General features: G+C 55.9%; 11 protein-coding genes. 1 reads left to right on the top strand and 10 read right to left on the bottom strand.

What is annotated here, in order from left to right; genetic code table 11:
• Positions 1-17: 17 nt before the first annotated feature.
• From Q1K76_RS08135 to Q1K76_RS08110, 6 genes are all read right to left on the bottom strand, one after another.
• Complete coding sequence (locus Q1K76_RS08135) at positions 18-1,238, bottom strand: ABC transporter permease (RefSeq protein WP_298663491.1); 1,221 nt, start codon at positions 1,236-1,238, stop codon at positions 18-20.
• A gap of 13 nt (positions 1,239-1,251) precedes the next feature.
• Positions 1,252-1,998, bottom strand: a complete 747-nt coding sequence (locus Q1K76_RS08130) for an ABC transporter ATP-binding protein (protein WP_087408460.1) — start codon at positions 1,996-1,998, stop codon at positions 1,252-1,254.
• Positions 1,999-2,016: 18 nt separating this feature from the next.
• Positions 2,017-3,216, bottom strand: coding sequence for an efflux RND transporter periplasmic adaptor subunit (locus tag Q1K76_RS08125; RefSeq protein ID WP_300132421.1), 1,200 nt, complete (start codon positions 3,214-3,216; stop codon positions 2,017-2,019).
• Between the two features lie 36 nt (positions 3,217-3,252).
• Positions 3,253-4,596, bottom strand: a complete 1,344-nt coding sequence (locus Q1K76_RS08120; RefSeq protein WP_087408462.1) for a TolC family protein — start codon at positions 4,594-4,596, stop codon at positions 3,253-3,255.
• 221 nt (positions 4,597-4,817) lie between these two features.
• On the bottom strand, positions 4,818-6,494 hold the full coding sequence (locus Q1K76_RS08115; protein WP_300132418.1) for a putative transporter: 1,677 nt from the start codon (positions 6,492-6,494) through the stop codon (positions 4,818-4,820).
• Positions 6,495-6,779: 285 nt separating this feature from the next.
• A complete protein-coding gene (locus Q1K76_RS08110) occupies positions 6,780-7,508 on the bottom strand; it encodes an HAD family hydrolase (protein WP_087408464.1) in 729 nt (242 codons plus the stop codon).
• Between the two features lie 270 nt (positions 7,509-7,778).
• Between Q1K76_RS08110 and Q1K76_RS08105 the strand changes: the two genes are divergently transcribed.
• Positions 7,779-8,438 (top strand): HAD family hydrolase, encoded by a 660-nt coding sequence (locus tag Q1K76_RS08105; RefSeq protein WP_300132415.1) that lies wholly within the window; start codon positions 7,779-7,781, stop codon positions 8,436-8,438.
• A 242-nt stretch (positions 8,439-8,680) separates the two neighbouring features.
• On the opposite strand, the gene Q1K76_RS08100 is transcribed toward Q1K76_RS08105, so the two are convergent.
• Genes Q1K76_RS08100 through Q1K76_RS08085 form a run of 4 tightly spaced genes read right to left on the bottom strand, consistent with a single transcriptional unit; the run spans position 8,681 to position 13,175 of the window.
• Positions 8,681-9,439: a nitroreductase family protein gene (locus Q1K76_RS08100; RefSeq protein ID WP_087408466.1), complete on the bottom strand. Its 759-nt coding sequence runs from the start codon at positions 9,437-9,439 to the stop codon at positions 8,681-8,683.
• Between the two features lie 12 nt (positions 9,440-9,451).
• Positions 9,452-9,862: a 2-amino-4-hydroxy-6-hydroxymethyldihydropteridine diphosphokinase gene (gene folK / locus Q1K76_RS08095; RefSeq protein WP_087408467.1), complete on the bottom strand. Its 411-nt coding sequence runs from the start codon at positions 9,860-9,862 to the stop codon at positions 9,452-9,454.
• Positions 9,859-11,988 carry a Tex family protein gene (locus tag Q1K76_RS08090; protein ID WP_300132412.1) on the bottom strand — a complete coding sequence of 710 codons (2,130 nt, stop codon included), beginning with the start codon at positions 11,986-11,988 and terminating at the stop codon, positions 9,859-9,861. The genes folK and Q1K76_RS08090 overlap by 4 nt, the downstream gene beginning before the upstream one ends.
• Positions 11,985-13,175 (bottom strand): metallophosphoesterase, encoded by a 1,191-nt coding sequence (locus tag Q1K76_RS08085; RefSeq protein ID WP_300132410.1) that lies wholly within the window; start codon positions 13,173-13,175, stop codon positions 11,985-11,987. Before Q1K76_RS08085 ends, Q1K76_RS08090 begins: the two co-directional genes overlap by 4 nt.
• Between the last annotated feature and the right edge of the window lie 46 nt (positions 13,176-13,221).

Here is a 13,221-nt window from a genome sequence, read left to right as displayed (position 1 = left end):
AAAATAAAAAACGATGATTATTCATAACGAATGGCTTCGATGGGGTCGAGGTTGGCGGCTTTGCGGGCCGGGTACCAGCCGAAGAATATGCCGGTGAAGGTACATACCAGGAAGGAGAGTATCACCGAATAGGCCTGGATGTAGACCGGCCAGTTGAATACGAGGTTGACCACCATCGAGGCTCCTACGCCCAGCAGCACCCCGATGATACCACCCGTTACGCTGATGAGCACCGCCTCGATGAGAAACTGGGCCAGAATGTCGATACCTCGGGCTCCGATCGACATGCGCAACCCTATCTCGCGGGTGCGCTCGGTCACCGATACATACATGATGTTCATGATGCCGATACCACCCACCAGCAGCGAGATACCGGCGATACAGGCGAGCAGGATGGTCATCATGTCGGTAGTCGAGCTCATCATCGAACTCATCTCCTCTTGCGACCGTATTTCGAAGTCGTCGTCTTCGCCCTCCTTGATTTTGTGATTCTTGCGCAGAATCTGGGTAATCTCGTCGATAGCCTGCGGGGTGAGTTCCTCGGTCAGGGCCGAGCAGAAGATGCCTTGCAGGTAGGTGATGGCCAGTACCCGCTTCTGCACCGTGGTGTAGGGGGCCAGCACCATGTCGTCCTGGTCCATGCCCATGCTGTTGTAGCCCTTGGGGGTGAGGGTTCCCACAATCTTGAGCGGTATCTTGTTGAACCGTATCACCTTGCCGATAGGGTTCTCGCCGTTGGGGAAGAGGTTGTCGATGATGGTCTGTCCCACCAGGCAGACTTTGGCCGAGGTGAGCACGTCTTGCGGGGTGAACATGCTGCCCTCGTCGATGGAGAATTTGCGTATCTCGAGGTAGTCTTCGGTCACGCCGTAGATGGTGCTGGGGTAGTTGTTGGCCCCGTAGATGAACTGCCCGCTGCTGCTGACCGAGGGCGAGCAGGCCGACACATATTCGGTGCCGTCGAGAATGTCCTGGTAGTCGTTGAGCTTGAGGGTCTGCATCGACGAGGCATCCTGCCGCACGCCGCCCCGCTCCATGTTGCCGGGGTGAATCATAATCATGTTCGACCCCATTTCGGCAATCTGGGCCCGGATGCTCCGCTTCGACCCTTGCCCGATGGCCAGCATGGTAATCACCGACGCTACGCCGATGATGATGCCCAGCATCGTGAGGAAGCATCGCATCTTATTATTGTTGAGCGCCTTGAGCGCTATCTTGGTGAGATTGGTCAGATTCATAGTCGTTTGTTCCTTAATCGCTTTCTACCGGTAGTTTTTTCAGCATCTCCAGGGCCGAGGCCGGATGGTCGTTGGGGGTGTCGCTGATGATTTTCCCGTCGCGCAGCACGATGTTGCGGCTGCTGTAGGCCGAGAGTTCGGGGTTGTGCGTGACGAAAATGATGGTGCGTCCCCGGTCGTGCAGCTCCTGGAAGAGAACCAGAATCTCGAACGAGGTGCGGGTGTCGAGGTTACCGGTAGCCTCGTCGGCCAGAATGATGACCGGGTCGTTGACTAGCGCCCGGGCAATGGCCACACGTTGCTGCTGTCCGCCCGACATCTGGTTCGACTTGTGGTTTTTCCGTTCGGCCAGTCCCACGGCATCGAGTGCCCTGGAGGCCAGTTCGTGCCGCTCGCGGGCCGAGATGGCCGAGTTGTACATGAGGGGCAGCTCCACGTTTTCGAGGGCGGTCGTCTTGGGCAGCAGGTTGTAAGACTGGAATACGAAACCAATCTTGCGGTTGCGCAGCACCGACCGCTCGTTTTTGCCCATGCTCCGTACCGGGATGCCGTCGAGGTAGTATTCGCCCGAGGTGGGGGTGTCGAGGCAGCCCAGAATGTTGAGCAAGGTCGACTTGCCCGAGCCGCTGGTGCCCATGATGGTCACGAACTCGCCGGCGTTGATGGTGAAGCTCACCCCCCGCAGGGCGTGCACCGTCTCGTTACCCACGATAAAGTTGCGCCGTATGTTCTCCAGACGTATGATCTCTTTTGTTGCCATGCTGTCGGTTTCCTTTCTTTATTTCTTCTTTCCCGGCGGTTTGGGCATGAAGGGGCTCTCCTCCTTGTTTCCCGAGAGCTGAGCGGCCGGCAGGCCGCCGTTGCTCTTGCGGTCGATGGCTACGGTTTCGCCTTCGTTCAGCCCCTCGCAAATCTCTACATTCACGCCGTTGTCCATACCCACTTTTACCTGCCGGGGAGTCCAGGTATTGTTCTCTTGTACCCAAATAGTCTTGAGGCTGTCGTTGCCCGGCTTCTGGGGCTGCGGTTGCGACTCGGCTGCCGGAGCTTGTCCCGAAGGCATATCGGGGACGAAGCGGAGTGCCTTGAGTGGAATGTTGATGACGTTGCGCCGCTCGGCGATGTAGATGGTGACGTTGGCCGTGAGGCCCGGTTTCAGTTTCAAATCGGGGTTGTGGGCCGAGATGACCACCTCGTAGGTAACCACGTTGCTCTCTTCGGTAGCCTCGAGACGCACCTGTGTCACGGTGCCCTCGAAGGTGTCGTTGGGGTAGGCGTCGACGCTAAATTCGACCCGTTGCCCCTCTTTCACGCCACCTATGTCGGCCTCGTCGACATCGGCAATCACCTGCATCTGGGTGAGGTCGGCGGCAATGGTGAAGAGGGTAGGCGTTTCGAATCCGGCGGCAACGGTCTGTCCCTCCTCGACGGCGCGGCTGATGACCACCCCGTCGATGGGCGAGGTAATGGTAGCGTAGGCCAGGTTACGCTTGGCCTTGGCCAGATTGGCCTCGCTGCTCTCGTAGGCACTCTTGGCCTTGGCATAGTTGTAGGTCGACTCCTCGAACTCGGTGTCGCTGATGAGCTGTTTCTCGTGCAACGCCTTGTTGCGCAGGTAGTTCTTCTCTTGATACTCGTACTCGGCCTTGGCACCGTCGTAGGTGGCCTGTTGCGAGGTGAGTTCGCTTTGCAGGGTCACCTTATCCATCTCGGCGATGAGCTGTCCCTTGGTGACAATCGAGTTGTAGTCGGCATACAGTTTGTCGATGATACCCGATACCTGGGTACCCACCTCGACCTTGGTCACCGGCTCGATGGTACCGGTAGCCGTGACGGCCTCCGATACGTCGCTTCGGGTGGCCGTGGCCGTCTCGACGATGTAGCTTGTGCTGTTCGATTTCCGTCCGAAGATAAACCACAGGATTATAATCACTGCGACTATCGACACGGCGAGAATGATGATTTTTTTTCGTTTCATATCGTGATGATCAGTTTATTATTCGAGATTGTCAAATCAATCGAGCGTAAGCGGCTTGTTTTCGTAGTAGTCGAGCAGCTTGAGGTTGAGCAGCGCCATGAAGCGCGATTGCAGCTCCTCTTGCTGGGCCGAGAGCCAGTTGTTTTTGGCGGTGAGCATCTCGACGGTATTTTTCATGCCCAGGTAGAATTGCTCTTCGGTGAGCTCGAACGATGTCTGTGTGGCATTGAGCTGCTCGCGGGCGGCCAGGTATTGCGACTGGGCCGACGAGGCGTCGAGCCAGGCGCTCTCGATTTGGTTGAGCAGATTTTTCTCCTGATTCTTGAGGTCGAGCTCGCTGATTTTCTGCTGTATACGAGCCCGCTCTACGGCCGACTTGTTGGCCCGGCGGCTGTAGATGGGTATCGACAGGGTGAGCCCGATCGACTCGTTGAGACTCTGTTTCAGTTGAGTACCTATACCGCCGTTGTTGTCGGTGTTGTGTCCGGTGCCTATGCCGGCATTGAGCGAGAGGTTGGGGTAGTAGCCGGCCTTGGCGTTGGCTATGTTGAGTTCGGCTACCTCGAGTTCGAGCTTGCCGCTCTGTATCGAGGGGATAAATCCCAGCGCCGTGGCATAGACCGTGCTCTTGTCGGGCAGCGGCACGAGCACCTTGCTCTCGTCGATGGGCGGCAGAGCCAGGTTCATCTCTACGTCGATGTCGAGTTCGAGCAGTTGCTTGAGGTTGAGCCGCAGTTGGTCGCGGTTGGCTTCGGCCGATACCAGTTGGTACTTGTCGTTGCTGTATTGGGCCTCGAGTTGGGCCAGGTCGCTCTTCGAGATAGAGCCGGCGGCCAGCAGTTCGCGCGACCGCTCGACTTGCCTCAGCGATACCTCGACAGTCTGCTTGCAGATATTCACGGCCTCCTCGGCATAGAGAATTTGCAGATAGTCGGTGAGAATCTCGATTTGCAGGTTGTCGAGGCTCTCTTGAAAGGCATATTGCTGTTGCTGCTCTTGCAACTGGTTGCTCTTGATGGTATTGCGGCGCTTCCCGTCGAAGAGGGTCCACGAGGCATTGAGTCCGTAGGTGCCGGTGTAGACGTTTTTGCCGGCCTGGCTGCCGTCGGCCAAGGGGTAGTTGCCGTAGTTGTGCGACGTGGAGAAGTCGAACGAGGGGAAAAGCTGGGCTTTGGCCTCCTTGGTATTGACCGAGCTCTCCTCGATTGACAGTCGGTTCTGTTGCAGCGTGATGCTGTGGTCGTGGGCGTAGTCGAAGCAATCCTGTAATGTCCACACTTCGGGCATCGACTCTTCCTGGCTCACCTGAAGTTCCTGAGCATGCAGCGGCGAGTAGCAGAGAAGCGTTAAAATGCCGGTGGATATTATTAAATTTTTCATAACCGATACGTTAAATTCGAACTCAAATTTAACACTTGGCGAGCCATTAAGAAAAATGTAATAGAGAGAGTTCCCTTTTTTGTGGATAAAGCGGTCTCTTTTATCGATAAAACAGGGGTGTATGGTTATGCGTTTTCCCTTATGGAGAGAGGCTGGTGAAAAAACGAGGGGAACCCGTGTGGATTCCCCTCGTGAAGATAGTTTCGAAAAGGTATGCTTCGTTAATAGAAGAGCAGGATGAGCAACTGCGCCGACAGAACTCGCAGGAACATGGTGAGCGGGTAGACGGTCGAGTAGGCTACCGACGGTGCATCGTTACCCGAAACCTTGTTGGCATAAGCCAAGGCGGGGGGATCGGTGCAGGCTCCCGAGAGCAGACCCATGATAGAGCAGTAGTTGATTTTGTAGTGAGCCCGGGCGATAACGGCAATGACGAGCAGGGGAATGACGGTGATGAGGAATCCCCACCATACCCACACGAGGCCGCCCGACATGATGGTATTGACAAACTCGCCGCCGGCCGAGATGCCCACACTGGCCAGGAAGAGGCAGATGCCTACCTCGCGCAGCATGAGGCTGGCGCCTGTCGAGGTGTAGGTAACCAGGTGTACCTTGTGACCGAAGCGGCCCAGCAGAATGGCAACGACCAGAGGACCACCGGCCAGACCCAGTTTCATCGGCACGCTCATGCCCGGTATGGCGATAGGAATACTACCCAGAATGATACCGAGGAAGATACCCACGAAGAGGGTTACCATGTTGGGCTCGTGCAGACGTTTGGTCGAGTTGCCCAACTTTTCGGCCAGACGGTTGATGTCTTCGATACGGCCTACTACGGTGAGGCGGTCGCCGATTTGCAGCTCCAGATTGGGGTTGGCCAACAGGTCTAAACCGGCACGGTTCACGCGGGTAGCGTTCAGGCGGTATCCCATGCGCAGCCGCAAGCTACCGATTTTGCGCCCGTTGATTTCGGGGCGGGTAACCAGAATACGGCGCGAAACCACCGGTGCCTGAATGGCTTCCCAGTTCATCTCGACGGGGCGTCCGATGAAGGCTTCGAGGGCGCTTTCGTCCTGTAGCGAGAGAACCACCAGCAACAGGTCGCCCTCTTGCAGCAACGTGTCGGAGTTGGGAATCATCACCTCGTCGTTGTGCTTGATACGCGACACCACAAAGTTGCGGTCGATGAGCTTGGCGAGGTCGTCGATCGTTTTACCTACGATGAGTTTGTTTTCTACCTGGTAGGTAACCACGTGGGGCACGAGTTGGCTCGACTGGTTTTCCTCCTCGAGTTGCTTATTTTCCTTGTCGAGCTTCACCTTGAAGATGGCCCGAATCACCAGCATCGAGGCGATGATGCCGATTACACCCAGCGGATAAGCGGCGGCATAGCCCAGGGCAATCTCGGGGACTTCGGTGATAGAACCGTCGAACCGCAGCTGCGACAGGGTTTGTTGTGCGGCACCCAGTCCCGGGGTGTTGGTAACGGCACCCGAGAGAATACCCACCATCATGGGCATGCTCACCTGGTCTTCGTTGAGGAAGTAGATGCCGAGCGCCACAGCAATGTTGAGAACTACAATACCCACGGCCAGCATATTGAGGGTGAGCCCGCCTCGCTTGAACGAGGAGAAGAAACTGGGTCCCACTTGCAGACCGATGGAGTAAATAAAGAGAATTAAACCGAACTCCTGTACGAAGTGGAGTATGTTTTTCTCGGCCGAGAAGCCGAAGTGCCCGGCTATCAGCCCGACGAAGAGAACAAACGTAACTCCCAAAGATACTCCGAAGAACTTCAGTTTGCCCAATGCTACTCCCACCGCAATGACAAAGGCGTATAGGATTACGGTATGGGCTACCGATGCGTCATTAAATAGCAGACTTTGTATCCAATCCATTTTAGACAAACAATACTTTTTATTTTTTGTGCAAAGTTAGCAATATTCTCTATAAACAACTCTTGTCGGTATAGTTTTTCTTGTTGCCGAAAAAGGATATGGCGAAAAAAAAGGTCCTGGACATCGCGCCCTGGACCTTCCATCAAGTCAATACACTTTTTATGCTAAGAGCCTTCCTCGGCTATACTCGCGCACAGCGTTCGGAATATTTAGTTAGATTTGTTTTTCACAACACAGTATTCAATTCAATAGTAAGCAGTTGTTTCCTTTTTTCGTATTCCTACATTATGTATTGCTTTTTGAATATAATAGTGCATTAAGGTCTGTTAAGGAGGTTATATGATAGTTCGATACCCGTTTGGCCGGAGGTACCGGGCGCAGATTCAGCCAAGCCGTTTGGCAGCCGATGCCTTGTGCTGGCAACAGGTCGTTGTTGAGCGAATTGCTCACGCACAGTGTCTCTTCGGGGGCAATGTGCAGGGCATCGACCGAGAGTTTGAAAATGGCTTGGTCGGGCTTGTTGAGGTTGACGGCACTCGATTCGATCACGTCGGTAAAGTAGGGGGTGAGCCCGAAGTCTACCAGCATGGCCGGTAGGTTGCCGTACGACTGTGCTACGATACCCAGTCGATATTGCTTGACCAGTTGTTCGAGAATCAATTCGTTTTGTCTCACGTGCATGATGGCCCGATTGTAGCAGAGGGTAGCCAACTGCTGCGGATACTTGCGGGTGCATACGTTGTCGGATAGCAGTCCTTTGTCGATGAGATATTTGATTTGCAGCGAGAGTTTGATGTAGAGCATCTGATATAGATTGAACCCGGGCTCGATGAGATTACATTCCGAAATCTGGGCTTCGGCATATTCGTGGGCACACAGGTAGTCGCTCTTCGATACCGGAATACCGGTCTCCCGATATTTCCGCCAAATGAGGTCGAACCATTCGCATCCCTCGGTGTCGATTGTACCCGAAAAGTTAAACAGAATGCCCTTTATGTCGTGTGTTTGTTCCATATCCTTTTGTTAGAAAACAGTGCAAAGTTACCTTGTGACAGGCCTCTCCACAAGGTCGTTATGTATATATATTTGTTCTAAAAGTCGTATCTGTGAAAATGTCGGCCGGCCCCGTCTGTTTGCTTGTCGAGGGGCGGCAGTCGGGTATTTGTGCACAAAAAATAGGGCCATGGATTCACGAAGGCTGGGGATGTTGCGACATAAAAATCAAGCGGGCTTGTTTTTCTGCCTTCGACTTTCACTATCTTTGCACGGATAAAAGGAAAAAAGATGAAACAACTGGTTATTTTTGATTTGGATGGGACGTTGTTGAACACGATAGCCGACTTGGCTGCGAGTACCAACTATGCTTTGCGGGGTTGTGGCTACCCCGAACATCGGGTAGAGGAGTATCTCTATTTCGTGGGCAACGGCATCACCAAACTGTTCGAACGTGCCTTGCCCGAAGCGGCTCGCACGGCCGAGAATGTGGCTCACATGCGCACGCTCTTTCTCGAATATTATACCGAACACAATACCGACCACACTCGCCCCTACGACGGTATAGTGCGTCTGCTCGATGAGTTGTCGGGCCAAGGTGTAAAGCTGGCGGTGGCTTCGAACAAATATCAGGCGGGTACCGAGAAGCTGGTTGCCCACTACTTTCCCCGTGTGCCGTTTGTAGCCGTACTGGGACAGCGCGAAGGGGTGCCGACGAAACCGGCTCCCGATATTGTCTACGACATCATGCAGCGTGCCGGGGTGGAGAAGGTCGATACGTTGTATGTAGGCGACTCGGACGTAGACATGTGTACCGCCCGTGCAGCCGGGGTAGAGTCGGCCGGGGTAACCTGGGGATTTCGGGGGCGCGACGAGTTGAGCCGGGCCGGTGCTACCCATCTGGTCGATACGCCCGACGATATTCTGCATCTGTGCGGCATCGGGGTGTGAGCCGTAGAAAAAAAAGTAGCAACCTCGCTTCTCAGCGAAATTGCTACATAACCAAAATATATAGAATAGTTAATCGAAAAAAATAGTCTGTAACATTTACATAGGGCGATTAATTAATTGTGATACAAATGTATGTCCGCAGCCGGGCATATCAAAACCATATCGACAAAAGGCTGAAAAATATCGCCTAACCGCCCCTTTTTCCGTTGGAACATTACCTTGTCGATAACCGAAAATTGTCTCTATTTTTTCGGTACGAAGGGTAATTTGCATCCTTGTTTGTTGAGGTAACCCTCCATGTCGTAGTCGAGAGCGATGCGGTAGTAGTCGAGTATGTGGCCGCACCAGTCGTTTTCGGTGGTAGTGCCGCTGCGGTGGCGGTTATACTCCGATATGGTTTGGTCGTATTGCTCGAGGTCGGCGCTCATGTCGTCGGTGCGATAGTGGTTGTGATGTACCACGAGCGAGAGGGGTTGCTTGGGTTTCAGATCGGGCGATTCGCGGGGAATACCCAGCGTGAGGGCGCAGATGACAAAGGTGCCCTGAGGCAGTTTCAGAATTTCGGCAATCTTCTCGGGATTGGCGGTGCGGGCATATCCCACGCAGCAGCTGCCCAGACCGGCGGCCTGTGCGGCCACTACGGCATTCTGCATGGCCAGGGCGGCGTCGATGATACCCACCATCACCCCGTCGAGCGTGTTTTCGAAGTGGGGGTTGTCTATTCCCTTCTTTTGGGCCAGCACGTCGATTTTGTGGAAATCGGCGCAGAACATCAGCAGCGTGGCGCAGGTTTTGATCTGCTTTTGGTTGGTGATGGCATAGAGCTCCTCCTTGATGGCCTGGTCGTCGATGGCGATGACCGAGAATTGCTGACCGTTGTAACTGGTGGGGGTGTTGGCAATGGCCCGGTAGATAAAGTCGAGAGTCTCGGCCGGTATCTTGTCGTATTCGTAACGGCGTACCGAAGTACGTTTGAGTAAGGTTTCTTCTACTGTTTTCATATCGAATCGTATTTAATGTGAAACAATCGGGTGGGGTTGTTGGTTCTCAACAGGTTGTATCTCGTGCAGTCCGGTCTTGAAGTAGTCGCGCTCGTAGTCTTGCGGGCGCAGGGTCTCGCCGTTCCACACGACGATGTCGATGTCGAGCGGAATCTCGCCGCTCAGTTTCGACTGGGGGGTGCGGCCGTGGGCTCGCTCCATCTCCTTGAGGGTATCGTAGAGCACCGGGTATTCGGCCGCAGTGCGGATGCAGGCCACGGCGTTGAGGTAGTTGGGGTGTCGGGGATTTCCGTAAGGGGCCGTCTCGTAAATCGACGACGACCGGGCCACGATGCCCATGGCCCGCAACTCGGCAAAGGCCTGTTCCATCTGTTCCCGTTTATCGGGCGAATTGGAAGCCAAACTGATTAAAGCGGTATTCATGATACATCTTTTAATGAGAGTTGTATGCGTTTGCGTTCGCGGTCTATCCCGATGACCCGTACCCGCACGGGCTGGTGCATCGATACCACCTCGGCGGGGTTGGCGATGTAGCGGTCGGCCATCTGCGAGATGTGTACCAGGCCGTTCTCCTTGATGCCGATGTCGACAAAGCAGCCGAACTGCGTAATGTTGGTGACGATGCCGTTGAGCACCATGCCCTCTTGCAGGTCGTCGATGCTCTTGACTTTGGCGTCGAACTCCATCATCTCGATATAGCGGCGGGGGTCCCGCCCGGGTTTGTCGAGCTCGGCCATGATGTCGGTGAGGGTGGGCATGCCCACGTCGCCCGCGATGTATCGCTTCAGGTCGAGCTGCTTTTTCAGCTCTTTGTTCTCGATGAGTTCGCCTATGGTGCAGCCCAGGTCGGCGGCCATCTGTTCGACGATGGCGTAGCGCTCGGGGTGAACGGCCGAGTTGTCGAGCGGGTTGGCGGCATGAGGTATGCGCAGGAATCCGGCCGACTGCTCAAAGGCCTTGGCACCCATGCGGGGCACCCGGAGCAGGTCGCTGCGGCTCATAAAGTCGCCGTTGGCTTGGCGGTACTCCACGATATTCTGGGCCAGCTGAGGGCCCAGTCCCGAGATGTAGGTGAGCAGGTGCTTGCTGGCGGTGTTGACGTTGACGCCTACCGAGTTGACGCAATACTCCACCACACGGTCGAGCGACCGCTTCAGCTTCGTCTGATCCACGTCGTGCTGGTATTGCCCCACGCCTATCGACTTGGGGTCAATCTTCACCAGTTCGGCCAGGGGGTCGATGAGCCGCCGGCCTATCGACACGGCACCTCGCACCGTCACGTCCTGGTCGGGGAACTCCTCGCGGGCCACCTTCGAAGCCGAGTAGATGGAGGCACCGCTTTCGCTCACGACAAAGACCTGTATCTTGCGGTCGTAGCGCAGGTTGGTGACAAACTCTTCGGTCTCGCGTCCGGCGGTACCGTTGCCTATGGCGATGGCTTCAATCTTGTAGCTCTCGACCAGTTGGGTGAGTTTGCGGGCCGCCCCTGCGCGGTCCTGCCGGGGCGGGTGGGGATAGATGGTTTCGTTGTGCAGCAGGTTGCCCTGGGCATCGAGGCAGACCACCTTGCAGCCGGTACGGAATCCGGGGTCGATGGCCAATACCCGTTTCTGCCCCAGCGGAGGGGCCAGCAGCAACTGCTTCACGTTCTCGGCAAAGACGGCGATGGCCGCATCGTCGGCCTTCTCTTTGGACGAGGCGGCAAATTCGCTCTCAATCGAGGGTCGCAACAGTCGTTTGTAGCTGTCGGTCACCGCCTCCCCTACGAGGGTAGAGGCTTCGCCTTCGCCCTTGACAAAGAGGCGTTGCAGGCGAGTGAGAGTTTGTTCGTCGTCGGGGGCAATCGATACCCGCAGGATACCCTCCTTTTCGCCGCGGCGCACGGCCAGAATCTTGTGCGAGGCACATCGCCGCAGCGATTCGCTCCAGGCAAAGTAGTCGCGGTATTTATCGCCCTCCGTCTCTTTGCCCTTGACCACTTTGGCCGCGATGACACCGCTCTGCTCGAAGCTGCGGCGCACGGTGTTGCGGGCCCGTTCGTTTTCGGCCACCCATTCGGCCATGATGTCGCAGGCTCCCTTGATGGCGCTTTCGGCGTCGGTCACCTCGGCCGTAATGAATCGCGAGGCGCTGGCCTCGATGCGGTCGTTGCGTTGCGACATGATGATTTTGGCCAGCGGTTCGAGACCGCGTTCGCGGGCAATCTCGGCGCGAGTCCGTCGGCGAGGCTTGTAGGGCAGATATATGTCTTCGAGTTCGGTGGCGTTCCAGCACGAGTCGATGCGCTGGCGCAGCTCGTCGGTGAGTTTGCCCTGCTCGTCGATGGTCGATAGTATCGATTCTTTGCGTTTGGCCAGTTCGCACAGTCGGTCATAATCCTCCTTGATGCGGCCTATCTGCACCTCGTCGAGCGAGCCGGTGGCCTCCTTGCGGTATCGGCTGATGAAGGGGATGGTGGCCCCGCCCTCGAGCAGTTCGATGGTTTTGGCTACCTGGGGTTCGGCGATACCCAGCGACTGGGCCAGGATTTTTGGGAACGTTGTATTCATGGTTCTTTCTTTAGCGTGATGACGGTAATCTCGGGGCGGGCGCCTATGCGCATGGGCAGGAAGACGCACCCCATACCCTCGTTGACGTAGAGTTTGTGTCGTCCGTCGGGAGCGGTGTAGAGACCGCTCCATTCGGGGTACATGGGTTCGGCCAGCGAGTATTCAAAGCCTTTCCACCCCAACTTCAACTGCATGGCGTGGGTATGGCCCGAGAGGGTGAGGTCGATGTTGCTCTGCGGAATCACCTCGTGGCGCCAATGCAGCGGGTTGTGCGAGAGCAGTATCTTGAAGGTCGAGTCGTTCAGCGCGGGGTAGGCTTCGGCCAGCCGTCCGTATTGGGGGAAGGGGGGCATGCCCCAGTTTTCGACCCCGATGAGGGCGATGCTGTCGTTGCCGCGGTGCAGCCATACCGACCGGTTGTTGAGCATGTGCCACCCCATGCGGCCCTCGTCGGCGATGAGCTGTTGCAGGGTTTTCTCCTGTTCGGCAGGCGAGCTCCAGTGATAGTAGTCACCATAGTCGTGGTTGCCCAGTACCGAGTAGACTCCGTCGGTAGCCGAGAGCCGCGAGAGCTCAGGCATGTAGCGGGGCAGTTCGCCGCCCTGCCGGTTCACCAGGTCGCCGGTGAAGACGATGAGGTCGGGGTGCAGGCTGTCGATGTCGGCCACCCATCGGGGCAGGTATCGCCCGGCCGAGCCGAGGGTCTCGATGTGGAGGTCGGAGAATTGTACGATGCGGTATCCGTCGAAGGCTTCGGGCAATCGGTCGAACGTAATGGTACGGTAGTTATATACCGGATGCTGGCGGGCATAGAATGCACCGTAGAGCATGCTGCCCATGACGTAGAACGACAGCGCGAGACCCACGAAGTGGCCCCAGCGTCCCCGCCGTTTGTGCCACAGACGGGGCAGGTAATCGAACAGCGAACAGATGGAGTAGAACCATTTGGGCATGTAGACGAGGAAAAAACCATAGAATATCCACATGGCCACATTGATGTCGATTGTCCCCCTGAATTTGAATTGGAAAAGCACGGCCACGAATACGGCTACGAGCACGATGGCCGTGACAGACCACCAGAGTATCTTGACCCATCGCGATCGGTTTCGCAGGTTTCGCCCGTAGATATAGGCGTCGGTCGTGAGGGCCAGGAGCGGCAGCAGAATGAGAAGAAGAGGTAACCGCATAGATTTTGTTTTGAGTTTGAGAAGAAAAACGATGAGCCGTTTTGTA

This window comes from uncultured Barnesiella sp. (assembly GCF_946496565.1).
Lineage (GTDB): Bacteria > Bacteroidota > Bacteroidia > Bacteroidales > Barnesiellaceae > Barnesiella > Barnesiella merdigallinarum.
Note: the sequence above shows the minus strand (reverse complement) of the source record. Positions and strands in the feature narration are given on the sequence as shown.